This is a genomic window from Thalassobacillus devorans, assembly GCF_011761345.1.
GTDB lineage: Bacteria > Bacillota > Bacilli > Bacillales > Halobacillaceae > Thalassobacillus > Thalassobacillus devorans.
Genome location: NZ_JAASRY010000006.1, coordinates 112,953 through 138,881 on the forward strand (window position 1 = coordinate 112,953; position 25,929 = coordinate 138,881).

Annotated in this window: 28 protein-coding genes; 9 read left to right on the forward strand and 19 right to left on the reverse strand. The window is 44.0% G+C overall.

What is annotated here, in order from left to right; genetic code table 11:
* Window positions 1-23: 23 nt before the first annotated feature.
* Complete coding sequence (locus tag FHS45_RS17430; RefSeq protein WP_166761437.1) at window positions 24-197, forward strand: hypothetical protein; 174 nt, start codon at window positions 24-26, stop codon at window positions 195-197.
* 27 nt (window positions 198-224) lie between these two features.
* On the opposite strand, the gene FHS45_RS17435 is transcribed toward FHS45_RS17430, so the two are convergent.
* From FHS45_RS17435 to FHS45_RS17440, 3 genes are all read right to left on the reverse strand, one after another.
* Window positions 225-1,154, reverse strand: coding sequence for a ComEC/Rec2 family competence protein (locus tag FHS45_RS17435; RefSeq protein ID WP_166761438.1), 930 nt, complete (start codon window positions 1,152-1,154; stop codon window positions 225-227).
* A gap of 357 nt (window positions 1,155-1,511) precedes the next feature.
* Window positions 1,512-1,646, reverse strand: a complete 135-nt coding sequence (locus FHS45_RS20395; RefSeq protein WP_258953942.1) for a hypothetical protein — start codon at window positions 1,644-1,646, stop codon at window positions 1,512-1,514.
* A 320-nt stretch (window positions 1,647-1,966) separates the two neighbouring features.
* Window positions 1,967-2,107: a hypothetical protein gene (locus FHS45_RS17440; protein WP_157620104.1), complete on the reverse strand. Its 141-nt coding sequence runs from the start codon at window positions 2,105-2,107 to the stop codon at window positions 1,967-1,969.
* A 313-nt stretch (window positions 2,108-2,420) separates the two neighbouring features.
* Between FHS45_RS17440 and FHS45_RS17445 the strand changes: the two genes are divergently transcribed.
* On the forward strand, window positions 2,421-3,047 hold the full coding sequence (locus FHS45_RS17445; protein ID WP_062438697.1) for a flavodoxin family protein: 627 nt from the start codon (window positions 2,421-2,423) through the stop codon (window positions 3,045-3,047).
* 127 nt (window positions 3,048-3,174) lie between these two features.
* On the opposite strand, the gene FHS45_RS17450 is transcribed toward FHS45_RS17445, so the two are convergent.
* Window positions 3,175-4,074 (reverse strand): formate/nitrite transporter family protein, encoded by a 900-nt coding sequence (locus tag FHS45_RS17450; RefSeq protein ID WP_308789094.1) that lies wholly within the window; start codon window positions 4,072-4,074, stop codon window positions 3,175-3,177.
* Between the two features lie 137 nt (window positions 4,075-4,211).
* Here FHS45_RS17450 and FHS45_RS17455 point away from each other — a divergent pair, with 137 nt between their 5' ends.
* Both FHS45_RS17455 and FHS45_RS17460 read left to right on the forward strand, forming a co-directional pair.
* A complete protein-coding gene (locus tag FHS45_RS17455; RefSeq protein WP_062438694.1) occupies window positions 4,212-4,673 on the forward strand; it encodes a LysM peptidoglycan-binding domain-containing protein in 462 nt (153 codons plus the stop codon).
* A gap of 23 nt (window positions 4,674-4,696) precedes the next feature.
* On the forward strand, window positions 4,697-5,884 hold the full coding sequence (locus FHS45_RS17460) for a cation:proton antiporter (protein ID WP_062438691.1): 1,188 nt from the start codon (window positions 4,697-4,699) through the stop codon (window positions 5,882-5,884).
* Between the two features lie 81 nt (window positions 5,885-5,965).
* Here FHS45_RS17460 and bcbE read toward each other — a convergent pair whose 3' ends face one another.
* The 14 genes from bcbE to FHS45_RS17530 form a co-directional block, all read right to left on the reverse strand.
* Window positions 5,966-7,186 (reverse strand): bacillibactin exporter BcbE, encoded by a 1,221-nt coding sequence (gene bcbE / locus FHS45_RS17465; protein ID WP_062438688.1) that lies wholly within the window; start codon window positions 7,184-7,186, stop codon window positions 5,966-5,968.
* 232 nt (window positions 7,187-7,418) lie between these two features.
* Complete coding sequence (mscL, locus tag FHS45_RS17470; RefSeq protein WP_371872056.1) at window positions 7,419-7,916, reverse strand: large conductance mechanosensitive channel protein MscL; 498 nt, start codon at window positions 7,914-7,916, stop codon at window positions 7,419-7,421.
* 160 nt (window positions 7,917-8,076) lie between these two features.
* Window positions 8,077-9,726: a PAS domain-containing sensor histidine kinase gene (locus FHS45_RS17475; RefSeq protein WP_082411886.1), complete on the reverse strand. Its 1,650-nt coding sequence runs from the start codon at window positions 9,724-9,726 to the stop codon at window positions 8,077-8,079.
* A 98-nt stretch (window positions 9,727-9,824) separates the two neighbouring features.
* Complete coding sequence (locus FHS45_RS17480) at window positions 9,825-10,274, reverse strand: GAF domain-containing protein (RefSeq protein ID WP_062438683.1); 450 nt, start codon at window positions 10,272-10,274, stop codon at window positions 9,825-9,827.
* A 12-nt stretch (window positions 10,275-10,286) separates the two neighbouring features.
* Window positions 10,287-10,943: a response regulator gene (locus FHS45_RS17485; RefSeq protein ID WP_062438680.1), complete on the reverse strand. Its 657-nt coding sequence runs from the start codon at window positions 10,941-10,943 to the stop codon at window positions 10,287-10,289.
* 13 nt (window positions 10,944-10,956) lie between these two features.
* A complete protein-coding gene (locus tag FHS45_RS17490) occupies window positions 10,957-11,613 on the reverse strand; it encodes a sensor histidine kinase (protein WP_062438677.1) in 657 nt (218 codons plus the stop codon).
* A gap of 19 nt (window positions 11,614-11,632) precedes the next feature.
* The gene (locus tag FHS45_RS17495) at window positions 11,633-13,141 is read right to left on the reverse strand and encodes a nitrate/nitrite transporter (RefSeq protein ID WP_062438674.1); all 1,509 of its coding nucleotides are present in this window, start codon (window positions 13,139-13,141) and stop codon (window positions 11,633-11,635) included.
* Complete coding sequence (locus FHS45_RS17500; RefSeq protein WP_148349943.1) at window positions 13,138-13,422, reverse strand: hypothetical protein; 285 nt, start codon at window positions 13,420-13,422, stop codon at window positions 13,138-13,140. The genes FHS45_RS17495 and FHS45_RS17500 overlap by 4 nt, the downstream gene beginning before the upstream one ends.
* Window positions 13,409-13,723: a hypothetical protein gene (locus tag FHS45_RS17505; protein WP_062438669.1), complete on the reverse strand. Its 315-nt coding sequence runs from the start codon at window positions 13,721-13,723 to the stop codon at window positions 13,409-13,411. The genes FHS45_RS17500 and FHS45_RS17505 overlap by 14 nt, the downstream gene beginning before the upstream one ends.
* Window positions 13,701-13,922 carry a hypothetical protein gene (locus FHS45_RS17510; protein WP_062438665.1) on the reverse strand — a complete coding sequence of 74 codons (222 nt, stop codon included), beginning with the start codon at window positions 13,920-13,922 and terminating at the stop codon, window positions 13,701-13,703. The genes FHS45_RS17505 and FHS45_RS17510 overlap by 23 nt, the downstream gene beginning before the upstream one ends.
* On the reverse strand, window positions 13,912-14,436 hold the full coding sequence (locus tag FHS45_RS17515) for a QcrA and Rieske domain-containing protein (RefSeq protein ID WP_062438662.1): 525 nt from the start codon (window positions 14,434-14,436) through the stop codon (window positions 13,912-13,914). Before FHS45_RS17515 ends, FHS45_RS17510 begins: the two co-directional genes overlap by 11 nt.
* Window positions 14,437-14,448: 12 nt before the next feature.
* Window positions 14,449-15,009 carry a 4Fe-4S dicluster domain-containing protein gene (locus FHS45_RS17520; RefSeq protein WP_062438659.1) on the reverse strand — a complete coding sequence of 187 codons (561 nt, stop codon included), beginning with the start codon at window positions 15,007-15,009 and terminating at the stop codon, window positions 14,449-14,451.
* The gene (locus tag FHS45_RS17525; RefSeq protein WP_062438656.1) at window positions 15,010-17,178 is read right to left on the reverse strand and encodes a molybdopterin oxidoreductase family protein; all 2,169 of its coding nucleotides are present in this window, start codon (window positions 17,176-17,178) and stop codon (window positions 15,010-15,012) included.
* Window positions 17,165-18,208 (reverse strand): hypothetical protein, encoded by a 1,044-nt coding sequence (locus tag FHS45_RS17530; RefSeq protein WP_062439115.1) that lies wholly within the window; start codon window positions 18,206-18,208, stop codon window positions 17,165-17,167. The genes FHS45_RS17525 and FHS45_RS17530 overlap by 14 nt, the downstream gene beginning before the upstream one ends.
* 1,118 nt (window positions 18,209-19,326) lie before the next feature.
* On the opposite strand from FHS45_RS17530, the gene FHS45_RS17535 reads away from it, so the two are divergent.
* The 5 genes from FHS45_RS17535 to FHS45_RS17555 all read left to right on the forward strand — a co-directional run bounded on the left by FHS45_RS17535 (window position 19,327) and on the right by FHS45_RS17555 (window position 24,793).
* Entirely contained in the window at window positions 19,327-20,625 is a 1,299-nt protein-coding gene (locus FHS45_RS17535) for a homoserine dehydrogenase (protein WP_062438654.1), read from the forward strand.
* The gene (gene thrC, locus FHS45_RS17540) at window positions 20,625-21,686 is read left to right on the forward strand and encodes a threonine synthase (RefSeq protein WP_062438651.1); all 1,062 of its coding nucleotides are present in this window, start codon (window positions 20,625-20,627) and stop codon (window positions 21,684-21,686) included. Before FHS45_RS17535 ends, thrC begins: the two co-directional genes overlap by 1 nt.
* Complete coding sequence (thrB, locus tag FHS45_RS17545) at window positions 21,683-22,609, forward strand: homoserine kinase (RefSeq protein ID WP_062438648.1); 927 nt, start codon at window positions 21,683-21,685, stop codon at window positions 22,607-22,609. The genes thrC and thrB overlap by 4 nt, the downstream gene beginning before the upstream one ends.
* A gap of 121 nt (window positions 22,610-22,730) precedes the next feature.
* Window positions 22,731-23,210 (forward strand): glutathione peroxidase, encoded by a 480-nt coding sequence (locus FHS45_RS17550; RefSeq protein WP_062438645.1) that lies wholly within the window; start codon window positions 22,731-22,733, stop codon window positions 23,208-23,210.
* A gap of 113 nt (window positions 23,211-23,323) precedes the next feature.
* Window positions 23,324-24,793, forward strand: a complete 1,470-nt coding sequence (locus tag FHS45_RS17555) for a flavin monoamine oxidase family protein (protein WP_062438642.1) — start codon at window positions 23,324-23,326, stop codon at window positions 24,791-24,793.
* 5 nt (window positions 24,794-24,798) lie between these two features.
* Here the strand turns inward: FHS45_RS17555 and uvsE are convergent, their stop codons facing one another.
* Entirely contained in the window at window positions 24,799-25,755 is a 957-nt protein-coding gene (uvsE, locus tag FHS45_RS17560; RefSeq protein WP_062438639.1) for a UV DNA damage repair endonuclease UvsE, read from the reverse strand.
* Between the last annotated feature and the right edge of the window lie 174 nt (window positions 25,756-25,929).

The following is a 25,929-nucleotide window of genomic DNA, read 5'->3' on the forward strand; positions in this document are numbered from 1 at the left end:
AACAATCCAAGGAGGCATTTCTAATGGATCGGAGCAGAATATGTAAAGCATGTGATGGGGAAGGATTATTAATGGACGATGAGGAATGGAAGTATACTTGCAGTGTCTGCGGGGGAAGCGGCGTCATGACACTTGGTAAAATCCCCGAACCTGACGAGCATATGGATGTGGATGAAATGAATCGAATTCTAGAATAATCAGAAGCCCGGATCCTCATCCGGGCTTTATTCCTGTTTAGGTCCTGGGTCAAAACCAGGATCATAGGGATCTGCTTTTATTTCATAACCCTCTTTATCGATGGAAACGACGATATCACCCGACTCAGCTGTAGAATATAAGGCAGTACCTATGTGATATAACCTGGCAACAACCTTATTTACCGGGTGTCCGTAATCATTGGCTTGGTCGTACGAAAAAACAGCAGCTTCCGGATTGACCGCATCCACAAACGCCTGCGAGTTGCTTGTAGCAGAACCATGGTGCGCGACCTTTAATATTTCAGAACGAAGATCGTAGCGTTTAATCAGCTTTTTCTCATTTTTTTCATCCGTATCGCTCGTCAAAAGTACATCGATCTCTCCATAACTTACCTTTAATACGATAGATGCTGGATTGTTTTCCTCGGCTTCCCGATCTACATGAAGAACTTTTACCTCGACATCCGGATCCAGTTGGAGTTTTTGCCCCTCTTCCGCTACTTTAAAAGGAATCTGGTGTAAAGCAATCAGCTTCAAATATTCAGCATACGTGTTTGTTGTATGTGTTTTTCCGCTGTCTAACAGACGGGTTACGTGCATTTTTGTAAACACTTCTAAAAAACCACCGATGTGATCGATATCAGGATGGGTGGAAACGACCTGGTCGATGGCGGTGACTCCTTGCTTTTTAAGATACTGAACGACCTTCTTTCCGGCATTTCGATCGCCTGCATCCACGAGCATCGTTTTTCCATTGGGAAATTTAATATAGATGCTATCTCCTTGCTCCACATCAATAAAGTGCACTTCGAGATGCTGCTCCTCTTCTGCGGCCTCAAGAAAATCATCCTGGTATGCAGCCGTCCCTAAAGCTAATGGTTCAGCTGTAGATATACCCAGGCACAATAACAGGATAAGCAAACAAGCAGCACGGTTTTTATAAAAATGGCATCGCACCACATGACCTCCCTTCCTAATTTAATATTCGTCTGCTTAGTTTCTGTAGTTTGATTTGAATTACACTGACTTTATTGCTTCCCATTTGTAGAAGGACTATCCACCATAATTTTGGACATTAAAAAACAGAATCCCTCGTTTCACTTTGAGTGAGGAAGGATTCTGCTCAACTGTCTGATACAACTAAAAACATAGGAATTAAATGGGCATATACTCCATAACGTAGTGAAATGTTTATCATCCTCAATTCCGATTTAATTGCATCACAGCAAGCTATGATGCTTGGCTGATGACTGCCTCTAAGTCATCCCCATGAAATAGTTGATCCTGTTTTATTAAATTTTCAGCGCCAAAGACTTACTTCTTTTTAGAAAACATGGTTACTTTTCCGTTCTTTTTCTGAGCTTGTTGTTGTTCTGGCTGCTTTTTGAAAGCTTGATTTTTCATATCTTGCTCCAGCAGCTCACGGCCTTTGGTAAACAGGATCGTCACTTTTCAACCCTCCTTTATTATTGAGTGTACTAGGCGATTCCCCATGTGCAAATGTTAAAACTTAAAATTATATTCCATTTTTTAGTTAAGAATTGAGATGCGAAAAAGACCTTTACAGAAATGGTTCCTGCAAAGGCCTTCTTAATGCAATGTCAACCGCAAACATAGGATTTATCTACGTTCATGCGTATTCTCTATCAGTCTTGCCACCATCATCAGACTTTTTCTGATTGTAATTGATGACCTGCTGCGTCTTATCCCATGTTTCGTTGATCCTGCCCTTATTCACTTTTCCAAAGACCAAGCCTTCAATTTACGGCTTACTTACGCTTTTTCGCAAAAGACAAAAACTTACCACTACGAGTTTTCGCTGGACTGTTTTTTTCTGGTTTTTCCTTGAACGCCTGGTTCTTTGCATCTTCTTCAAACAGTTCCCGGCCTTTGGTAAACAGGATCGTCACAGCAGCTCACCCTCCTTTTAAAAATGTATTAGGAGATTCCCATTTTGGACTCCATTTCAAGTCACTGGGCAATTACCTAACCAGGCTTCATAAAGACTCCAGCACTTTTTTAATTTTCAGAAGATTGAGGGTTCAATCAATTCCAAGTGCTTTATCTTTATTTAATGCAAATTTACCACGGCAGAGGAATGTAACGCAATCCCAAACATATAGGTATTTATTACCAGATTGGTGACAGATTCCGACAGAGTAAAAACACAGGATTTATCTCATTTATATCGGGAAAAGACAAGTACATAAAGGAGTGGATACAATGACCGAACTGAAAGCTGTAATCTTGAATGCATCCTTTAAAACAAGTGATGAAGAACCTTCCAATACGGAAGCACTCTCCAATGAATTGACAGAGATATTCAATAAAAAAGGGGTCGTCCATGAAACCATACGGCTCGCTGACTACTCCATCAAATTTGGAGTCAGTGACGACCTCGGGGGAGGTGATGAATGGCCGAAAATTTTTGAAAAAATCAAGGAAGCCGATATTCTTGTTCTTGCTACCCCGGTGTGGGCGGGAGAAAAAAGCAGTCTTGCCAAACTGGCCATTGAACGAATCAATGGAGGGGCCACCATCACAAATGAAAAAGGTCAATCAATTTACTATAATAAAGTAGCCGGAACAGTGGTGACCGGTAACGAAGATGGTGCTAAAAAAGCAGCCGGCTCCATCCTCTTCTCGCTATCTCACTTTGGTTTCAACATTCCACCGAATGCCGATGCATACTGGGTTGGAGAAGCAGGGCCAGGCCCGTCCTATATTGAAGCCAACGGTATCGAAAATGACTTTACCCGGAGTAATATCACAATGGAAGCTTACAACCTGATCCATTTAGCTAGGATATTGAAACAAAACCCTATCCCAGCGGAAGGAAATGTGATGTGAAATTCAGACACAAAAACACTTGGTTTGATAGCCAAGTGTTTTTTACTTTCATGCCTTCTTTATAGCCGCTGTAAAAGCCTGTGCCACTATTCAAATAACGGATGAAGCAGCCAGACTTCTCGACAAGTTAGTTTCCATTTCCTTGTTTTTTATCTAAATCCTCTTTGTATGCATAGCTGAAAAGAAGTGCTACAAGCAAAGCCCCGCCAATAATATTTCCGATACTTGCAGGAATTAAGTTGAAGAAAACAAATTCATACCACTTATAGGATGAGTCAGACAGCACCCCAAGGCTGAAATACCCCATGTTGGCAGCACTATGCTGAAAGTTTCCTGCTACGAATAAAATGACAGGCAGGGTAGTCCCAAGCAGCTTTCCTGTAATATCCCGTGCAGCTGTCGTTAAGAATGCAGCCATCCCAATCAGCCAGTTTGCCAAAATACCTGAAACGATGATTTCAAACCATCCGGCTGCTCCCAATTCCATAAACTTCATCTTTTTATCCAGCATAAATTGCAACTCTGTATAAAATGGCTGAGACAACGAACCGGAAGATTGAATGAGAACGGCTACGAATAATGCCCCTACAATGTTGCCTAAATAAGAGGAAAGCCAAAACTTCACCATATCCTTGTGCATTAATCCAGCGATATGAAACTTATACGTAGGCAGCATGACATTGATTTCTGTGAACAATACAGCACCTGAAATAAACACCATCGCGTAACCAGCAGCGAAGCCAAGCCCTGTCAATAGATAGTATAGTCCTTCTGCTTCGATGCCGATTCCTAACAGTATGGAGAAAGCAGCTCCAAAGCTCATGAATGAGCCGGCAGTGAACGCCAGCAGCATCTGAGCACGGAACGGTTTTGCGAGGTGGTCCCGGCCTTTTTCACCAAACTCATTCACTATCTGTGAGGGGATATAAAATTGTCTATTCGGACTTTCTGTATCGTCATTTGGCTGCTTTTCAGCCTCTTTCATTTGTTTATCAAGATTTTTTCGGTCTTGTTTTCTATGACTCACATGCATCCCTCCATCCTTCTTCTTTTTATACCCCCTCCGATACTGCTGTAACCTTATGACCCTTTCCAATTTCTTATCACAGGGAGTCTGTTTTTGAATATCTCTATGATATAGGATTGAAAGGAGAAAAATTGCCTATGTATCAGTACTATTACCCGGCTTTTCCACCTCATCCTGTACCTTGTCATATGAATCAGCATGAACTCCCATCAGCACCCTGCTGTTCTCATCGAAAAAAGTATTTCTACTTTATCCAACCAGGCGACAGCATCTATAACATCGCTCACTTTTTTAATGTCCCTATAGAAAAACTGATGGCTGAAAATCCCGGGGTCCACCCATTTTTCCTAATGCCAGGACAGGTGATATCCATCCCTCTTGAAGCACCGGACGAAGACTGTCCGCAAATTTATACCATCAAACCTGGAGATACCTTTTATACCATAGCCATGGAACACAACCTGAGTGTCAAAGACTTAATGACCGCTAACCCGGACATCAACCCGAATGCTTTATTGATCGATCAGGAAATATGCCTGCCCTTGTCGGAGTCAAGATTTACACGTTTATGGCGACTGATGACGGGAATCGGAAATTAGTATTGTTTCAGGGAGTGGTGGACTTGTCTACTTCACACATTATCTTACTGTTATTCATTGGCTATATTATATTTACAATTGACAAGAAGCAGGAAAACTTTCCAGTACCTACCATCCTTGTCATCATAGGTATTGGCCTTTCATTCATTCCTTATTTTTCATCTATTGAAGTTACAAAGGATATGATTTATCACGTTTTCCTGCCAGCCCTGTTGTTTACTTCTGCTTATCGTTTTTCGCCTGATGAATTGAAAAAGAATGCGGGAATCATCAGTTTCTTAGCTACCATCGGTATTATGCTAACGGTAACGCTGCTTGGAGCTGCCATTTATGCATTAAGCGGTCCTTTCGTTTCCCTGTCGTTTTTGGGAGCTTTAATCATAGCGTCTATCCTTACACCAACGGACCCTGTTTCTGTTGTGTCGATTTTGAAAAAATCGGCAGGGGACGAAAAAATCGCTTATGTAGTAGAAGGGGAATCTTTAATTAATGATGGGACGAGCATTGTCATCTTTACCGTATTATCTGGAATGCTTACACAGAGCAAAACATTCAGCATCGTATCTTTCCTGGGTGAGTTTCTGCTCGTTTCTCTCGGTGGTGCAGCTCTGGGAATATTATTCGGCTGGCTGATGAGTAAAGCTGTGCACTTCACTCATAACCGGCAATACCAGGTGATGCTGAGCATCATATTAGCTTATGGCATTTTCAATATCGCCGAACATATCGGCGTTTCTGGTGTCCTGGCAACTGTATTTGCCGGCATCATGCTGTCGTTTGAATATGGAAGAACAATACGGGAAGATCATTTTAAAGATACATTGGATGGATTTTGGGGAATTGCGGAGTTGACCATATTGTCCCTGATCTTTTTATTAATCGGTATCCAGGCAGCCAAATCACTTTTATTCAATGCCTGGGGATTTGCGGCAATCATCTTCGTATTATCCCTGGTCATTCGATTTGTTATCATTACAGGGACCACACAATTGTTCCCTCATTGGAGACATCGCATCTCCTGGCGTGAGGCCAGCCTTATATCCTGGTCTGGTTTAAAAGGGACTATGTCTATCTTTCTAATTTTAAGTTTACAATCAAAAAGCTCGGGTGACATTGATATGATTGTTTCCCTTTCTTTCGCTGCTGTACTGATTTCCCTTATCATCCAGAGCCTTGGGGTCTCCCCGCTATCTAAAAAGCTAATTAATTAAATAAAAAAAGGGCTGTCCCATAGTCTTTAATAGACATAAACGGGCAGCCCTTTTTGATAAAATACCATTGGCCCTCAAATTTTAATGCTCCAGTTGAACTTCCGGCTTTTCGTTGGAAGGTTTGATCATAAATAAGGTAACAATCACAGCCATCCCACTTAATAGTGCGAGACTCAAATATAATCCTGCAGGATAGCGTTCCATTAAAATGGCGATAATAGGCGGTCCTGCCGCCACCCCTACAAAACGCATACTGCTATACAGTGAGGTGACGGTTCCTCGTACGTCCTTCTCAATCCCTTCGGTAATTAATGCATCCAGACTGGGCAGTGATAACCCAATTCCAAGTCCGGCAACCGACAACAATAGAAGCAGCATGACCAGGCCTGTCTCATTCTTTATAAAAACCAGGGTAGAAGCCGCCCCTCCATTCCCGATAATCACTGCCCATTTCATCAGCATTTTATTTTCTCCAATTTTCTTCCCGCTAAAATAAGAAGCAGCGCATAAGAATAACAGAGGAATGGCCAGTACCAAACCTTTATTAGCCCCTTCAATTGCATATTTAGACTCTAATAAAGCAGATAAATGAAAAAGAAAACCGAATAATACAAACATATTGATACATCCAATGAAAAATATCGCCATCAGCCACTTGCCATTATGATGAAATACCTCTTTGATGGACGCTTTGAATTGAGAAAAGCTTTTTTCTTCATCCTCTGGTTTTTCTTTAGGAACTTTCACGAACTTCCATACCAGAACAATGGCTATCAAGGAAAGCAACGGTATTGCAGCAAATGGAATAAACCAAAGAAATACCGCAAGCACAGCACCTAAAACAGGGCTCAACACCTTTCCAAACGTATTAGAGGTTTCTATCAGACCCAGTCCAGCACTTACTTGTTCTTCCTCTTTATACATATCTCCAACTGTAGGGATCACTACAGGAAAAGCACCCGCTGCCCCAATCCCCTGCAAAAACCTCCCGGCGAGGATTAGCAGGTAAGGTTCTGCCATCTTCCAGGCAGCAAATGCAGAAATGGTTCCCCCAACCCCAACAATAATCAAACTTGGAATGATTACTTTTTTTCTTCCTAATTTATCCGATAAATAACCCGCAATAGGAATCAATACGATAGCAACTACGGAATAAACGGTTATGATCAAACTTGATTGGAAGGGTGAGATATTAATTTCCTTTTCAATGATTGGCAAAACAGGTATTAACATGGAATTACCTAACGTCATCACGAGGGGGATAGATGCTAACGCAATAAGGTCCCACTTTTTCTGTTCCATTTCTGCTCCTCCATCTATCTGCTTTTTGAATATAAAAAGAGTGCACACGACCGATGTGCACTCAATCGAAATGTAAATATGAGGGTCGTTTGTCTGACTGCTGTTCTTTTTTCTTATATAAGAAGATCCATGTTTGGATGAAACATTTGTACTTATAATTCGCTGTTCATTATTTTTCATACTTCACTTCAACATCCAAAAAAAGTAAAAAAGCACACCCATGGTATGCTTTTCATTTAATACCCAGCCGGAAACTCCTTTGTTCTTCCTGACTGTTGGGGGAATCCTTCACTTGTTTCAGGGTTGTGCCACAGTTAGGGCAGATACTAGCTTTTGCAGGAATCGATGTACAGCAATAAGGACATTCCTTTTTCGTCATGGCAGCGACAAGGTCCTGGTTCGGTTTCTTCCATCGATTCAGCTGCCTCACTACCATAAAAACAGCAAAAAGGATGATGATAAATCGGATACAGGATGATAAAAACAACCCATAGTTGATGGTAGCAGCGCCAGCTTCTTTAGCTGCCGCCAGTGACGGGTAAGAACCACCGCTCAAGCTGATGAATAAATCCGAAAAGTTCATTTTAGCTAAAATCAAACCAATTGGAGGAAGCAGGATATCGGAAACAAGAGAGTCGATGAAGCCACTGAAAGCAGCGCCCAACACCAGCGCCACCCCAAGTTCTGCTGCACTGCCCCTCATTGCAAACTGACGGAATTCATGGAACAAACGAATTGAGATCATCCCCTCATCTCCAGGTACCACCATTTTATGTAAAACAAAGACGAGCTATGATTTTTAGATGGTTTATTTGAGACTTTCTTGATATATTTGCGAGTACCCCCAACTTACTTATCACCAAATTTGAAGCAAAAAAGCCGAACTATAATTAGTCCGACTCATCGCTCTTATTAGGGATTTCTGCTATGATTTTCGTTCCTTCTTCAGGAGAGGAGATAATCTCCAACTCCCCTCCAACCGAACGCGTACGCTCTTCCATACTGAACAGGCCGACACCGGAGGATAACTGGTTCTTATCAAAACCTCTCCCTTGATCTTCAATCATCACCCGGACGACATCGTCCAGTTCACGAATGGTCACCCAGGCTCGATCGACCTTTGCGTACTTCCATATATTCGTCAGGGCTTCCTGAATGATGCGATAGATGGTTATTTCCTCATGCGGGCCTAACCTTTGATCAAGCACGCATTCGAACATGACATCGATATCATAGTGATCAGAGTAGCGGTTCAGGAAGGATCGGATCGCCGGCACCAGCCCGAGGTCATCCAGAACGGATGGACGGAGCTCCCAGGAGATATCACGTACTTCTTCGATCAATTCCGTCGCTTCATCCCGCATCTGGTCAATCAACGGATGTTCCATTTCTGCGCTCAGCCTGCTGATCGTAATTAAATGACTGTACAGATTTTGTCCAAGCCCGTCATGGAGGTCTCGCGATAGCCGCAGCCGCTCTTCTTCCTGCACCTCTATGATTCGCGTCATTGCTCGCTGCAACTCTGCTTCTACACGCTTTCTTTCCGTAATCTCGGAACGGATAGCCAGGTACTGGTAGGGTTTTCCTTTCTCATTCAAAAACGGCACAATCGTCGTATCCACCCAGTAATAGCTGCCGTCTTTAGCCTTATTCCTTATTTCACCTTTCCATACCTCTCCACTACCGATCGTTCGCCACAACGCTTTAAAAAATTCTTTCGAATGATAGCCTGAATTAATGATCGAATGGGTGCGTCCAATCAATTCTTCCCGCTTATATTTTGAAATATGACAGAATTGATCATTGACGTACGTAATGATTCCCTTTTCATCGGTAATGGCAACAATGGATGACTCATCAAGAGCAAACTTCAAATCCACAAGCTCTTGCATCGATCTTTCCAATTCATCAACGACGCGTTTGAATTCTGTGATTTCTTTACGGATTGCAAGGTATTGGTAGGGCTTGCCCTTATTATTCAAAAAAGGCACAATCGTCGTGTCCACCCAATAATGGGTGCCATCCTTCGCCTTATTTTTGATTTCCCCCCGCCACACTTGACCATTGGCGATTGTCCGCCATAAATCGCGCATAAACTCCTTAGAGTGATAACCGGAATTGATGATCCGGTGATCTTCCCCGATCAACTCTTCCTCCGAATACTTGGATATTTCACAAAACTTGTCATTCACATATTTGATCGTCCCTTTTTGGTCGGTGATCGCTACAATCGTCGATTCATCAAGTGCAAACTTCATATCAAGCAGTTCATTTAAAACCTTTTGTGGTTCCAGGTTGGAGATAGAACTGTCATTATCAGGATGCAAAACAAGCAGGGAGTAGTTGTTCCCGCCAATAGAAAAGGTGTTTTTCCGTATGAATAAGGGAAAGCGCTGTCCTAATGTCGTTACACCAAACTGTTGTGTAAATGTCCCTGGCTCTAACACGTCTATATTCGTCTCGGGTATCCACTTTTTAATATGGCTGCCTGTGCCACTTGCAGTATCTGCTTCAAAAAGTTTCAGCGCTTTATTATTCATCGACTCGATATACCCTGCTTCATCAATGACAACGGTGGCGTCTTCCGCAGTTTCCTGTTGATTACCGTGGTGCGTTCGTGTGGTCACCAAATCCCTCCCTATTCATCGGTAAAATGGGAAGACAAAAATGATTCCAAATGCTGCGCAACTTCCCTTAGATTCTGCTTTTCCTGTTCATCAAACTTGCGGGCATGCCGGTAACCAATCAGAAGGGCGCCTTTAGGAAGATCATTCCAAACTAAAGGAACCGAATAAGCGGCAACCAGCTTTTCGGCTAACATAATCGGGTAATCGGTTATTTTCCCTAAAATAGTTTCAGGAAAATCAGTGATTTCCATCGGCGTTCCACTGGAAATTACTTTTCCGGCAATACCCTTTCCATATCGGACGGTAATGTATTTATGTTTGTCATTTCGATTTCCAATTGCGTAAGGCCAGGTAATATCCGGATTGTTTCGATTCTGCAAAGCGACCCCCACAAAATCACAGGGTATCCCATGCTTCAGCCGGTCACATTCGGTCAGTATCAACGCTTTTAAAGGTTCCATTCCATCACGTCCTTACTGGATCCCATAACCAAGCAACCCTTTTTTCAATGCAAAGGACACCAGTTCCGGCCGTGTTTTCATTTGCAGCTTCTCCATCAGATTCCCTTTATGGGTCTCTACGGTTTTGACACTAATGACCAGCTTTTCTGCAATCTCTTTATTCGAATAGCCTTTAGCTATCAATGTCAGGACTTCTTTTTCCCGATCCGATAGCAGCTGATACGTATCAGCACCATCATTCTTCAAATTCCCCAGATATTCTTCCATTAAGCGTTTCTGTGCGGAAGGATGAAGGTAGGCATCCCCTTGACATACGGAACGAATCGCATTAACTAATTCGTCGTGTGGCGCACTTTTCAACACACAACCGGAAGCTCCCGCCTGTATAGCACGGAATAAATATTCTTCATCGTCATGCATGGTAAGAATAAGGATAGCGGTGTCAGGAAGCTGCTTTTTCAATTCCGCTGTTGCAGATAAACCATCTTTACCATGAGGCATACTCAAATCCATCAAAACAGCATCCGGCTTTTGTTCCAGAGCTTTCTCGATTCCTTCGTTTCCTTCAGAGGCTTCCCCTACCACTTCCATATCCGGTAAGGAATTCAGTAACATCTTCAACCCCATCCTCACCACTGCGTGGTCGTCCACCAACAGAACCTTAATCATCCCATAACCCCTCCTATGACTGGATTGGCAAAACGATGGAAACCGTTGTCCCTTTATCCAACTCAGAGGAAAGGTTGCATTGCCCCCCGACAAGACGCATCCTTTCCCCCATGGCAGCGATTCCCATGGAACGGCCGCTTTCCATCACTTCGTTTGTATCGAACCCTTTTCCAGTATCTTTAATTTCTATTTTCACGGAAAACTCTCCCCATGTAAACGCTATTTTTGCTTTATCTGTATCTGCATACTTGGCGATGTTGATCAAAGCTTCCTGGCAGACACGAAAAGCGGCCAGACTTTCTGGATCGGAAAGCAGTTTTTCTCCCCCCTGGGACTCCACATCAATCAAAATACCGAACGTGTTCGTGAATAACTTAGCGTAACTTTTCACAGCGGCCGTCAATCCTAAGGTTGATAACGTATTTGGATATAATTCAACAGACAGGAGTCTGACTTCACGGATTGTCCGCTCCATCAGGCCGGACATTTCCTTCGCGTAGTTTCTCAACTCCGGCTGTTCGATGCCGGATTCGATGAAATTCAAACCCGTTTGCAATGTATACAGATTCTGGTTGATGCTTTCATGGAGCTCAAGGGCTGCCCGTTTAATTTCTTCTTCCTGAGACTGAATGATATAACTGCACGCCTGGTTGCCAGATTCAAGCTCCATCTCCATCCTCCTCTATGATTTACATGCTTTTTTCAGATTGATTTCCGGTAATATCACTGAACACACCGGCATATTGGATGATTTCCCCCGCGTCATCCTTTATGGCATTGATGGTCAGCCATTCTAAATAGTGTTCTCCGTCTTTACGTTTATTCCAGATTTCTCCCTGCCAGTAGCCGTGCTTCTCTAATGATTCCCACATCTGCTTATAAAACGCCGCAGACTGTCTGCCAGACTTGAGGATACTTGGACTTTTCCCGGCTGCTTCGTCCGATTCAAAACCGGTAACCTTGGTGAAAGCAGGGTTAACAGTGACAATTTTACCCTTTTTGTCTGTGACCATCATGCCGAGCGGTGTCGTTTCCATAATCTGGTTAGACACAGCAAGCTTATCATGATAGTACATCCATATGACCAGAATCAAACTTGCTAAAGCGATTTGAGAAAGCGCCATGAATCCGATGGCATAGTGTCCTGTCAAGCTGTAAAGAAGGGACAGCATCAACGGTGGGAAGAAACCTCCCAAACCTCCCATCGCAGATACAATACCGTTAGCAATTCCAGCCTGTTTGTTGAAATACATTGGTACTAGCTTGAAAATGACTCCATTTCCAACCCCGGCTGCAACGGCAATGGTCAAACTGCCGACTGTATATAGCCCGATCGATGGGGCAAAGGATAACAGCAAGGCAGCTACGGTGAATCCACCAAACACATACATCAATAAAATAAGGGAATGGAAGCGGTCTGCGAGCCAGCCTCCAAGTGGACGCAGGAAAGTGGCGACAGCGATAAATCCAGCCGTTCTCATCCCGGCATCTACTTTATCCAATCCAAAGTTTGCGACTAGAAAGTTCGGAAGATAGACAGTGAACGCCACAAAAGAACCAAAGGTAATGAAATAGAATAAACAGAAGAGCCATAGCTTTTCATTTTTATAGACCCCTTTGATTTGCTTCATTAATGGCATTTTCACTTTCGTTTCCTTTTTATCTCCTAAAAAGAAGTTCAACAAGATGAAAATCCCTAACAGTACAAGGTAAAGCTGCACCGTGAACGACCATCCGAAGTTTGCAGCCACCACTGGTGCGGCGAAAGCTGTGATGGCAGTACCGATGTTACCCGCTCCGTAGATCCCATTGACGAAGCCATGACGACTTTTATCATAATATTTCGGCAGAGAAGTAACCCCGACAGAAAAGATAGCTCCACCGATGCCTAAGAACAGGCCGCCAACCAAAAGATCAATCAGGGAGTCAGCCACACTGATATAGTAGACAGGGAATAGTAATAAGATGAAACTTACCATGAAAATCAACCGTGCACCTAGTAAGTTAGCCAAGAATCCCAGTGGAATTCTTAAGACTGACCCTAAAATAACCGGAATAGCAGTAACCCAGGCAATATGCTCCGGTGCAATAGCGATATCTTCGGAAATAAAAGGAAGTAAGGATGAGATCAATACCCAAACCATAAAACCTGTAACAAGGTTCATTGTTTGTAGTGGAAGTTGAATTTTCGTTTTCATAGCGGTTTCCCCTCGCTTTTGATAACATAATGGAGGCCGGCTTCCTGATCATAAGCAGACCATTCGGTTTCTGTTTGTTCGACCTCACTGGTCAACGGAACAGCAAAAAAGTAATGATCATCAAAATAGATTCTGAGATGGGTATTATCCGGACAATTGGCCAGCTTTTTTACCTTTTTATCCAGCCACGGCGCCATGTCTTCACCAGCTTCCCCATGAATACATACTTTGACGGGAGCGCCTATAAATCTTTCTATATCACTATTTTCAACTGATACCACAACTGCCACACCCCTTTTTCTCCGGTGGATAAACATAGAACTGGTAACCTTGGAGAGCTTTCCAGAATATATCTCCCGCTGTTTCTTCCAGATGATCGATGACTTCCTGTTCGGATCCCCAGCTGCTCATTCCTTTCACTTCGGCCACTACAATTTCAGCATCTTCCGCTGTTTTATCATCTAAGTACCAGTGGAGACGCTGTCCTTTGAAAAGGTGTTCAAAACTTGCGGTTACTTCGGCAGCAAGTGTGCCGGAATTTTCTCTGATAAAACAGAAATCAAGATAGGTTTCGCTCTTCATATCCCTTGCTGCCTCCTTTGTTTTTTTCCTTCTTATATATAAACAGCGCTACCGGAAACAACAGAACATTCAATCCGGCATACAGTAATGTAACCCCATAGTTTTCGTAATAATATTGATGGACGACTAACTGCGTAAACACGATATTCATCATTAAAATGGCTGCCAACAGAATAACTCCGACGTAACTACGCTTCATAACGCTTCACCCTCACTGCGTAAATAACGTCATCTTTCACTTCCACTTTGATTCCTGGAAGCGGCCGGCGCGGTGGTCCTGCTGTCGGTGCACCAGTGGATGCATCAAATTTTCCATGGTGACACGGACAGATCATTTCCTGTTCGTCCTTGACCCAGTATACCGGGCATCTGAGATGGGTACAGGCATTCTGGTAAGCGACGTATTTATTTTCGCTGAGCCTGATTAGAATGGCACTATCATGTTCACTCGGAAAATGGAATTTAACAGAATCCCCAACTTTCACATCCTTAACGTCAGCAATTTTCTGATGCGGGTATTCTTTATCTCCAAGCCCCATCAGTTCCTTAGCGGCGACAGCTCCCCATGGCAAGGTAGAAACAGCGAAGACACCGGCAGCACCTGCTAATGTTTTCATGAACCCTCTGCGGTCGAGCATCCGTTCATTATTCCGATTGATATTATGCGTATAGTTATCTTCGTCAAACGGTACCTTGTTATTGCGATCACTCATGATACTTCCTCCTTAAAAGAGTTTTTCTGTCCCTTGCAAAATTCCCGGGAGATTCACTTTGACATTTGTCGCACCTTCCAGGTATGGCATGCTGGTCACCCATTTGTCATTATCCAGGTCATGACGGCGCTGCTTCTGTTCGATCTCTTCTTCTGTCAGCCATTGCAATGTGTTGGAAGGACAGACACTGGCGCACATTGGCGGGATTCCATCTTTCGTCCGATCGATGCAAAGGTCACATTTGTACATCAGGTTTTGTTCTTCATCAAACTTCGGTATGCCATATGGGCATGCGATCGTACAGTTTTGACAGCCGATACATTTCTCAACAAGTGCTGACAGGACAGCTCCTGTTTCATGAATTTGTATGGCCTGGGCCGGACAGCTCCGTGCACAGGCAGGATTTTCGCAATGCAGGCACATCAGCGGCATCGTCTGTCTGTTCACGTGAGGATTGACATCATAGACATAATTCCTGTTCCGTTCTTCATGCCCGCCGCACTGGGTACATGCGGCAAGGCAGGAACGGCATCCGATACAGTTTTCTAATTCGATATATAACCGTTTCTTCATTTATAGCACCTTCTTAGGTTCGAGTTTTTCCATTTGAGCGGCACATGCCTTGAACTCTGGCATTCTTGATTTTGGATCGAGTGCCGGTATCGTCAATAAGTTGATAGACTCTTCATGTCCGAAATGATAGGGAACAAACACGGTATCTTTCCGGATGGCTTCTGTCACTTTCACTTTGTACACCGCTTCCCCTCTCCGGGTATACAGCCGTATTCGTTCGTCGTGCTCCATATTGTATTTACCAGCTGTCTCTGGGTGTACCTCTACATACGGTTCCGGGCACATATCTTTCAAGAATTGAATTCTTCTTGTCTGGTTGCCGGACAAATAGTGATAGACAACACGGCCAGTCGTTAAGCGAAGCGGGTATTCCTCGCAAGGTTCTTCTGCCGGAGGGCGGTAAGGTAATGCACAAATTTGTGCTTTTCCGTCCGGATGATAGAATTTCTTATCGAGGAACATGTGTGGTGTTCCTTCATCTCCCTCATCTTTACACGGCCAGAATACGCCATCCTGCTTTTCGATTTTATCCCAGGTAGCACCGTAGTAATCCGCGCTTCCTCCCTTGGAAGCTAATCGGAATTCTTCTGCCACATCTTTTGCTGTCTTCAAGTGAGAGAAATTTTCACCCTTGCCAAGCCGTTCTGCCAGTTCTACTTGCATCTGCCAGTCAGGCTTCGATTCACCTAGTGGTTGCTGCGCTTTATTAATTTTGATAATCCGTCCTTCGATGTTGGTTACCGTGCCTTCGTCTTCGGACCAGGTAACGGAAGGAAGGATGACATCGGCGAATTCGGCGCTTTCTGATAAATAAAAGTCAGCACAGACCATAAAATCGAGACTCTTCATGGCATTACGGACAAAATTCAAGTTCGGTGCCGATACAGCCGGGTTGGAGCACAATAGATATAACCCCCGGATTTCTTTCTGATCCATCAATTCGAACATTTCATAAGCAGATACACCTGCTTTTGGCATTTCTTCCGGTGTGATTCCCCATACGTTACAGACTTCCTGGACATGCTGCGGGTTGGTGATTTTTCGGTAGCCTGGCAGCAAATCTGATTTCTGGCCATGTTCACGTCCGCCCTGACCGTTTCCCTGACCAGTGAAAGTCGCGACCCCCGCTTTCGGACGACCGATCTTGCCAGTAACCAGCGCCATGTTAGTGTAGCCGGAGACGTTATCGACGCCTTTATGCTGCTGCTCGATCCCTCGTGCAAACATGACGACTGCATTTGGTGCTTTCCCATAGATTTCTGCAGCTCTTTCTATCTTCTCTGGAGCTACACCAGTCAAATAACTCGTATATTCTGGCGTAAATTGTTTTACCAGTTCTTTTGTTTCTTCAAAACCGTTGGTATGCTGTTTGATGAATTCTTCGTCAGCATATCCTTTTTCTATTAATAGGTGGACAATACCATTCGCTAAAGCCAGGTCTGTGCCTGGTTTCAAATCAAGATGAAGATCCGCTCTTCTCGCAATCGGCGTTTCCCTTGGGTCTACGACGATGATGTAGCCTCCGCGTTCCTGTACATTCCAGATTCGGAACATGGAAGTCGGATGGCACTCGGCTGTATTGCTTCCCGCGATGAACAGGCAGTCTGTTTCATGAATATCTGTCCACGGAAGTGTGGAGCCGCGGTCAACACCGAAAGAACGAAGGAAGCCGCCTGCCGCACTGGACATACAGAACCGGCCATTGTAGTCAATGTAACGGGTACCTAAGGCGACACGTGCGAACTTCCCAGTCAAGTAACATTTTTCATTGGTCATGGAAACTCCGCTGAATACAGACAAGCTGTCCTTTCCGTAATTTTGCTGCAGTTCACCGAATTTCTCAGCAATCAAGTCGTAAGCTTCTTCCCAGCTTGCTTCCCGGAACCCTTCTTTAGTTCCTTTCAAGGAAGCATCATCACGAATCAGTGGACGCAGGATACGGTCATTATGGTTCGTCTGCTGGTAGGCAGTGACCCCCTTCGGACACATTTTTCCGACCGTTACCGGCCAGTCGTAACGTGGTTCCACGCCGATGATTTTATTGGTGGCTGTATTCACCCGAAGGTTCATGCCGCATTGCATCCCGCAATAGCTGCAGTGTGTCTTAATCAGCTTCTCGTTCGGGTGTTCCACATTCTCTATCTCTTTAAAAAATTTATCCCTTTGCATTTTGGTTGGCCTCCTTGGTTTTCACCTCATGGGTCGGAAATCCAGCGAATCTGGAAATGCGGTACTTACGGCGGCATGGGAGACACAATTCAGCTAAATTGAATCCGTCCTTTTCCATCGTAAAATCTATCTCGTTAGTACCGAGAACATTGACGACATCCTGTGACTGTTCAGTTGATACAAATTCATCTCCGCAAACCTTGCATTCTTTCATCGATTGTTCGCCATAATGTTCACGATAATTTCTTGCAAATACGCTAAGCGGACGGAACGGTATATGAGCAAGCTTTCCGAATGGCAGATAAATCAATGTCACAATCACGGAATACTGGTGGATGAGCGACATTGCGTAATGCCCTGCTCCATGTAAAAACACGTTCATGAAAGTCAAAATCAAACCGGTGATACTGATGAAAAGCAATAAGTATAATGGTAGAAAATCATACAGAAATTTCTGTTCTGCCTTCGCCTGCATATTTTTCAAGCGGCGGTACAGCGCCATGCATACCCCGATAATTACCATGATGGCTGTGATATTCAGAGCATTATAAGAAAGAAAAGCGATAACACCATCAGCCGGAACCGTTATCAGATCCATTCCCATGGCGACGATGGTATAGTAGCCGCTCTCCTCCATCGTGAAATACATCCAGCCGAAAACAAGTGGGAATGTAACCAGGCAAGAAAGAATAACACCCCATCCGATCAGTAAATGCTGGGTCCATCGGTAAATTCCCCTATTCCAGATGAATTCGTACGTACCAAGGTGGTTGACGGAAGTTTTCGGTGTAGACTTACGGAACAACAACTTGATCCCTTTTTTGATGATAATCTTTGTTGGCGGTCTTTCTCCCCAGGCAATGAAGCGGTAGAAGAAGCCTGCGATGAATACGAAAGTACCTACCATATATCCGTACAAGTTCAAATCAACATGTGTGAACATTCTCGTTCCGATGAACATCAGCACAATGATTGCACTGACAGTAAGGAACATGGACTTTGCAAATTTCGAAGCAAATGCATCATTAATGGAATGAGTTGCTTTCATTGGTTTTCTTAACACTGTTTCAGCCATTTTCAATTCCCCTTCGCTTAACTTTTTTATGTGTTTGTGTGATCCCTGTAACTTGTTAATTTAATTATAGAAAGCGAAAGAGTTTTTCGTAATCGGGGAACCCCCCCATCCTCTCAGGAAAATCCCCCTATTTATTTTTATTTGGATAATCGTTGTTGATTTTTGTAAAAGGCTTATTCAATTAAAGGGCCGAATTAGATCGCCACGGTTCTACAGAAAAAAAGCTGAAAATCTATCTCATTAACGATGAAAAGACCAATCGCTCTGATTGGTCTTTGTTGTAATACAGTTCGAACTCAAGCAGGACTTTCAACTCCGCTTTATTAAGACCGTCCGCTAAGTTCATTCGTTGTCCAATGGTCTTAAGCTGCCTGATAAAGACCGTCCCGTCTGCACATCCACTGCGCAGCGGTCTTTATACCCTTTCTAATGACCGTTAGCCACTCTTTCATGCTGTTTAGTGGTCTCTATTCATGTACTAAAGACCGCCCCGATACATTCAGTCCTTATCGACTGAAATACCCTCCCCTCGCGATAGAGAAGGTCCTGGTGCTCACATTTTTGATGATGATTTAATCATTCAATCTTTTTCCATCAAGAATATGTCTCAGCGCATGCCCACGGAAAGCGAGTGATTTCCTGGACCCCCGTTACTACCGTAACGGAAACAAATATATCTTGAAACTGAGTCTTCAATTAAAGGGAGTTTAACTGGAAAATCAACAAAAAAAGCAGGAGCCGGGCTGTTCGCCTGGCTCCTGCTTCAATTATTTGCTCTTATTAAATCATAGATAAAATTGCACCGATTACCACAATCGCTCCGATAATCATTAAAATTGTACGGATCATTCATTTTCATCCTTTCTTCACATATCGCTTTCTACTAATAGCTTCCCTTATTTATGGATAAGTTAAACCTTTTTATATCAATGGGAAAATAAACCACCTCCTATAGAAAGATCTTTTTAAAAAACTTTCTGAAAAAGGGTTGTAAAACAGCTGGTTCATTACTATAATGTCCTTTATACGTAAACGAATGTACTTTCTAAAAATACAAAAGGAGGACAAAGGACATGACACAAACAATCTCGATAGGCCTGCTCGGATTAGGCACCGTAGGAAGCGGGGTCGTGCATATTATTGACCAGCATCAGGATAAACTAAAACACCAGGTCGGATGTAATGTAGAAGTCAAACACATCCTGGTCAACAACCCGGACAAAAAGCGCGATGTCGTTTTAAACGGTGCGAGATTGACCACCAGCCCTGATGACGTACTGAATGATCCAGAGCTTGATGTCATCATTGAAGTAATGGGCGGAGTCGAGACGACGAAAGACTATATTGTCCAAGCCCTCCAAAATAAAAAACACGTGGTGACAGCCAACAAAGACCTCATGGCTGTATACGGGAGCGAATTGCTGGCAACAGCATCAGAGAACAGCTGCGATTTATTTTATGAAGCTTCCGTTGCCGGCGGTATACCAATCCTCCGCAGCCTTGTGGAAGGATTATCATCAGACCGCATCACAAAAATGATGGGAATTCTAAATGGTACGACTAACTATATTTTGACAAAAATGACTCAGGATGGTGCTGCCTACGACGACGTCTTGAAAGAAGCGCAGGCACTGGGATATGCTGAAGCAGACCCTACTGCAGACGTGGAAGGAATTGACGCAGCCAGAAAAATAGCTATCCTCGGCACCTTGGGTTTCTCGATGCACCTGGAATTGGATGACGTATCGATCGAAGGAATATCCAATGTTTCTCAGGAAGACCTTGAATACAGCAAGCAGCTCGGTTATACAATGAAACTGATCGGTATCGCTGATCGTTCCGGTGATAAAGTAGAAGTAAGTGTACAGCCTGCTTTGTTCCCTGAAAACCACCCACTAGCTGCCGTAAATGATGAATTCAACGCTGTATATGTGCACGGGGAAGCAGTTGGTGAAACCATGTTCTATGGTCCGGGGGCGGGAAAGCTCCCAACCGCAACGGCCGTAGTCTCCGATTTAGTTGATGTCATGAAAAATATCCGGCTCGGTGTGACAGGTAACAGTGCTGTCTTGCCCCAGTTTGAAAAGAACCTGAAGGATGAGGATGAAATCCAGGCAAAGTATTTCTTAAGGTTGCATGCCAAAGATCAGCCTGGTACATTTTCTGCTTTAACAAACCTCTTTTCCAGCTATGGTGTAAGTTTAGAAAAAATTCTGCAGCTGCCTGCCAAAGAGGAAGACATAGCAGATATAGTCATGACGACTCATACCGTATCAAAGAAGAATTATCAATCTATTCTACAGCAGCTGCATGATCTGGATGTCGTTTCTGAAATCAAAAGCAGTTACCGTGTCGAAGGAGATGAACGCTGATGAACTGGAAAGGCCTGCTTCATCAATACGAAGAATATTTACCAATCAATGAAAAGACACCGAAACTATCCCTGTGGGAAGGCAATACGCCATTGATTGCTCTCGATAATTTATCAGAAAAACTTGGCGTGGAGCTGCACGTGAAATATGAAGGTCTTAATCCCACCGGATCGTTTAAAGACCGCGGAATGGTGATGGCAGTTGCCAAAGCGAAGGAAGAAGGCAGCGAAGCGGTCATGTGTGCATCGACAGGGAATACCTCAGCAGCTGCAGCCGCCTATGCCGCCAGAGCCAACATGCGCTGTATCGTCGTCATACCAGATGGTAAAATTGCCATGGGAAAGATGGCACAAGCTGTCATGTATGGCGCAGAAATTTACGCCATTAAAGGAAATTTTGATAATGCCATGCAAATGGTGCGCAACCTGAGTGAGGAAGCGCCAATCACCCTCGTCAACTCTGTCAATCCATACCGGATCGAAGGACAGAAGACAGCGGCCTTTGAAGTATGTGAACAATTGGGGACCGCTCCTGACTATCTTTCCATACCAGTCGGAAATGCCGGTAATATTACGGCGTACTGGAAAGGTTTCAAAGAATATCATCAACAAAATAACACCGGACTGCCAAGCATGCACGGATTTGAAGCAGAGGGTTCAGCTGCTATCGTAAGAAACGAAGTCGTCGAAAACCCTGAAACACTGGCTACCGCCATCCGAATAGGAAATCCGGCCAGCTGGGATAAAGCTTTGACTGCCACTGATGAGTCTAAAGGAAAAATCGATTCGGTCACGGATGAAGAGATCCTTGAAGCTTATCACCTTCTCGCGCAGTCTGAGGGAGTTTTTGCTGAACCAGCTTCCTGTGCGTCAATAGCAGGTTTAAAGAAAGACATCGAAAACGGTCATATCAAAAAAGGTTCTAAAGTTGTCGCTGTCCTGACGGGAAATGGACTAAAGGATCCAGACTGTGCCATTGAAAACTCCACTTTGAAACCGGTAGTTCTTCCAAACGAAGAAGAAGTGGTGTTCGATCATATTTTAGGACGTGTCAAACCATGAGTGCCAGCGGGATGTTCACGATCAAAGTCCCGGCCAGCACTGCTAATTTAGGCCCCGGATTTGATTCTGTCGGCCTAGCCGTCAACCGTTATTTGACACTGGATGTGTCACCGGACAGCCAATGGTCTTTCGAAGCTGAAACTGAAAACTTAAGAGGACTGCCAGCAGGGAAAGATAACCTAATTTATCAGGTCGCAGCATTTGTGGCCGAGAACCATAAAAAAAGCTCTCTCCCTCCTGTCAACGTTAAGTTAAGCAGCGACTTTCCCATGTCTAAGGGGTTCGGAAGCAGTGCCGCTGCCATCGTAGCCGGCATCGAACTTGCTGACTACCTGCTGGATCTCCACCTTTCACTGAAAGAGAAAGCACGATATGCAAGTCTTTATGAGGGCCATCCCGATAATGTCGCCGCTTCCCTTTACGGCGGCCTGGTGATTGGATGTCATCAGGAAAAAGAAACCCATATTGTTTTAGGTGGACGTCCGGAAGTTGATATAGTCGCTGTCATTCCGTCTTATGAAATGAAAACAGATGCTTCACGGGGACTTTTGCCAGAAAGCTTTCCTTACGCTAAAGCCGTGGAAGCCAGCAGTATCAGCAATGTGCTGGTCGCTTCCCTTCTGCAGCATGACTGGGACCTTGCTGGAAAAATGATGACCGAAGACCTTTTCCATCAACCTTACCGGACCCAGTCGATTCCGGAATGGGAAACAGTCATGACATTAAAAGAATCATTACCAATCTACGGTGTAGCTATCAGCGGTGCCGGCCCGATTCTTCTATGCTTCACCCCACCTGGAAAAGGAGAAACAGTGAAACGCAAGCTCGCTTCCTCCTTTCCAGGAGAAGCAGTGGTGGAGCTATTACTTCCCGCTGAAACAGGAGTCAGCGTCGATAGCTATAAATGCTCGGCAGCAAAATAAACATACAGCCAGCGTGCAGGAGAATGATCCTTCGCTGGCTGTATTTTTTATGTAAGCTGCTTTATCTTTTGACTTGCATGTTGAATGCTGATAGGTTTTGAATTAAAAGGGAGGCGTTATCATGAGCAATGTGCATGGTTTTTCAGCAGTAATGATTACAGGAGACGAAAAGTCCCTGGCTGATTTCAAAGGAAAAGTACTGCTGGTTGTCAACACAGCCAGCAAATGCGGGTTCACACCCCAGTATGAAGGCCTGCAAGAGCTTTACGATAAGTATAACGAGCAGGGCTTAGAAGTACTTGGATTTCCTAGCAACCAGTTCATGAATCAGGAACCTGGAACGGAACAAGATATCCAGGAGTTTTGTAAGGTCAATTACGGTGTTACCTTTCCAATGTTCAGCAAGGTTGATGTAAAAGGCAAAGATACCCATCCACTTTTTCAGCATCTGGTAAAAGAAGCACCCGGAATGGTTTCCGATCAGGTCAAGTGGAACTTCACAAAATTCCTCGTCGATCAAAACGGCAATGTCGTCGATCGCTACGCACCCCAAACAAAGCCAGAAGATATAGAGACGGATATTCAAAAACTATTGAACTAGAATGTAAAGACGGGCGCCGGCGAAGTGCTCGTCTTTTTCTATGATACAGCCTTCCTTCTTCTCCTCATACAAGACCTCCCCTTAGCATATTATGGGAAAAGGGAGGTGGACGAATGAAAAAAAGAGCTTATCAGGAACTTAACTATCCAGAAGATATGATTAAACTATTAAGAGAAGGGCTTCAGCCTAAGTCACGGCCGAAAAAAGTAGTGATAGCGGGTGCGGGAATGGCTGGTTTAACCGCCGCTCTTCTATTAAGAAAAGCTGGACATGAGGTCACCATTCTGGAGGGAAATGACCGTATCGGAGGAAGGGTTTTCACACTCAGGCAGCCCTTTCACCAAGGCAACTATATCGATTTAGGAGCCATGCGTATTCCCGATAACCATGCCCTCGTTTTCGAGTACATACGCCGGTTCAGACTGCCTGTAGCTAAATTTGTTAATACCTCTCCCCACGACCTGCTTTTTGCTAATGGTCGTATCGTCACACGTAAAGAATATGAAGAGAATCCGGATTTATTAAATTTCCCTGTGGAAGATTGGGAAAAAGGAAAGACAGCAACAGAACTGCTTTTATCTGCTGTCCAACCATTCCTCGAATTATACAGTAGAAGCAATGAAGAACAACAAGAAGAACTGCGTGAAACATTTGCCCGTTACTCTATGGGAGACTTTCTAAAGAATAACCCGCTCGGTCAACCCTTGTCGGTAAACGCTATTAGAAAAATCAGCGTTCTATTAGGCATAGAAGGCTTTCCGGAATTCTCATTCGTCGATATTCTGACAGACATCATCTACCCTATTTTCAGTAAGACTACTGAATTTTATCAAATCCCCGGGGGGAACGACCAGCTTCCAAGGGCATTTTTGCCTGAGCTGGGGGATCGAATCTATCTGAACCAGGAAGTCACTAAAATTATTCAGAAAGATAATGAGATATTGTTTCAAACCAAGGACAAGGTGACAGGGGAATCCCATTATTTTCGCGGCGACTTCGGAATCACTACCATTCCATTTACAGCTTTCCAGTTTGTCAAGGTAGAGCCCAATGATTCTATTTCTTTTGAAAAATGGTCGGTCATTAAAGAGTTGCCCAATATCCCCTCTGTAAAAATAGCCCTTGAGTTCAAGAGCCGTTTTTGGGAGCAACAACAACTCGGGAATATTATCTCCGATACTCCGATCCGGTTTTCTTATGTACCAAGCTGGGATATTGGAAGTCCCGGGCCCGCCGTCCTTCTCGCCAGCTATAGTTGGGGACATAATGCTCTCTTGTGGAACAGCCGTCCCAAAGAGGAACATATCCAGCTGGCATTAGATGGGCTTGCGGAAGTTTACGGTCCGCAGGTGTACAATGAATTTATTCAGGGAGTCACATTTAATTGGAGTCAAAATCCATTTTCATCTGGATGCTTTACCCTATTTACCCCTAATCAGGAAGTAAACTATGCGGATATCATCCCTCTACCTGAACAGCGACTGCACTTCGCGGGTGAACATACCTCTTCTTTTCATGGGTGGATCGAAGGAGCGATTGAATCTGGCATTCGCGCGGCTTTTGAAGTACATAATCGTGAATAAGCTGCTTATAATTCTAAAGTAGCTCCTCCGATACGCTTCACGCCACGCTTGGCTGCCATTTCCTCGACCAGCTGAAGCAGTGCGCGATCCTTTGCTTTTGCTTCGACCATTACGTCAACAGATCGGCCGATACGTTTCAAGTCTTTGATCAAAGGCTGCAAAAAGTCCAGACTCACATAATCGGCATGGCTTCGGAACGCCTGTTCCGACTTAGGAGAGGAAACATGAATTTTCGGCCGATGGCGAGTATGATCCCACGTCTTCATAAAGCGTGGAAGAATAGCCTCCAGGCTCTCCCCCTCGTCATGATTAGCTATATAATGATGATAATCAAACATCAACGGAATTGATTCCTGTTCACAGATATCCAAAGTTTCGCCAGCGGTATAGGTTTTATCATCGTTCTCTAAAGTCATCTGTTTTTTTATGTGGTCTGGAAGCTGAATCAGGTTGTCATGAAACCTGCCGACGGCTTCCTTTTTATTTCCATAGGCACCGCCTACGTGAATATTAATGGATAATTCTTGTTCCAGACCCATTGCTTCAGCTACGCTATAATGGTACTCCATATCCCGCACGGCATTACGGGTCACATGCGGTTTGTCGCTTGTAAATAACGTAAATTGATTGGGATGGAAGCTCGTCCGGATTTCATGTTTTTTTACCAACTCACCAATTGCCTCATAAAGCTCCCGGAATGGTGTTATGTAATCCCAGTCCACTTCCTCATGTGTGGCTAATGGAACAATGGAGGATGATAATCGATACAGCTTGATTTCATGAGCAATATTATAATGAAGGGCACGTAGCGTATGATGGAGGTTTTTCCTCGTAATTTCATGTAGTTTAGCTTTTCTTTCCTCTTCCCCTAACTGCTTCCAGCGGGAAAATGTCATTGTTTTCTGCGGAGAAGCATTCCACAGGTTCAAAGCATGAGCGACATAACCGAATCGAATGATCAACACTTTCACCTTCTCTATATGATAGTACTTGCTCCACGTAAGTTTTCCACTATGAATCCTTTCTAAACCAACATCGCTCCTCCTCATCTCCAACATTTAAACAGATAAAACCACAGAGTAATGTAATTCATGTGTTAGGAACAAATACTTATTTATGCAGGCTTATTTTACTGA

Coding starts and splice junctions, on each gene's coding strand:
- FHS45_RS17430 (WP_166761437.1), top strand. CDS start 24: ATGGATCGGAGCAGAATATGTAAAGCATGTGATGGGGAAGGATTATTA.
- FHS45_RS17445 (WP_062438697.1), top strand. CDS start 2,421: ATGACCGAACTGAAAGCTGTAATCTTGAATGCATCCTTTAAAACAAGT.
- FHS45_RS17455 (WP_062438694.1), top strand. CDS start 4,212: ATGTATCAGTACTATTACCCGGCTTTTCCACCTCATCCTGTACCTTGT.
- bcbE (WP_062438688.1), bottom strand. CDS start 7,186: ATGGAACAGAAAAAGTGGGACCTTATTGCGTTAGCATCTATCCCCCTC.
- FHS45_RS17475 (WP_082411886.1), bottom strand. CDS start 9,726: ATGAATAATAAAGCGCTGAAACTTTTTGAAGCAGATACTGCAAGTGGC.
- FHS45_RS17480 (WP_062438683.1), bottom strand. CDS start 10,274: ATGGAACCTTTAAAAGCGTTGATACTGACCGAATGTGACCGGCTGAAG.
- FHS45_RS17485 (WP_062438680.1), bottom strand. CDS start 10,943: ATGATTAAGGTTCTGTTGGTGGACGACCACGCAGTGGTGAGGATGGGG.
- FHS45_RS17490 (WP_062438677.1), bottom strand. CDS start 11,613: ATGGAGCTTGAATCTGGCAACCAGGCGTGCAGTTATATCATTCAGTCT.
- FHS45_RS17495 (WP_062438674.1), bottom strand. CDS start 13,141: ATGAAAACGAAAATTCAACTTCCACTACAAACAATGAACCTTGTTACA.
- FHS45_RS17505 (WP_062438669.1), bottom strand. CDS start 13,723: ATGAAGAGCGAAACCTATCTTGATTTCTGTTTTATCAGAGAAAATTCC.
- FHS45_RS17510 (WP_062438665.1), bottom strand. CDS start 13,922: ATGAAGCGTAGTTACGTCGGAGTTATTCTGTTGGCAGCCATTTTAATG.
- FHS45_RS17515 (WP_062438662.1), bottom strand. CDS start 14,436: ATGAGTGATCGCAATAACAAGGTACCGTTTGACGAAGATAACTATACG.
- FHS45_RS17520 (WP_062438659.1), bottom strand. CDS start 15,009: ATGAAGAAACGGTTATATATCGAATTAGAAAACTGTATCGGATGCCGT.
- FHS45_RS17525 (WP_062438656.1), bottom strand. CDS start 17,178: ATGCAAAGGGATAAATTTTTTAAAGAGATAGAGAATGTGGAACACCCG.
- FHS45_RS17535 (WP_062438654.1), top strand. CDS start 19,327: ATGACACAAACAATCTCGATAGGCCTGCTCGGATTAGGCACCGTAGGA.
- thrC (WP_062438651.1), top strand. CDS start 20,625: ATGAACTGGAAAGGCCTGCTTCATCAATACGAAGAATATTTACCAATC.
- thrB (WP_062438648.1), top strand. CDS start 21,683: ATGAGTGCCAGCGGGATGTTCACGATCAAAGTCCCGGCCAGCACTGCT.
- FHS45_RS17550 (WP_062438645.1), top strand. CDS start 22,731: ATGAGCAATGTGCATGGTTTTTCAGCAGTAATGATTACAGGAGACGAA.
- FHS45_RS17555 (WP_062438642.1), top strand. CDS start 23,324: ATGAAAAAAAGAGCTTATCAGGAACTTAACTATCCAGAAGATATGATT.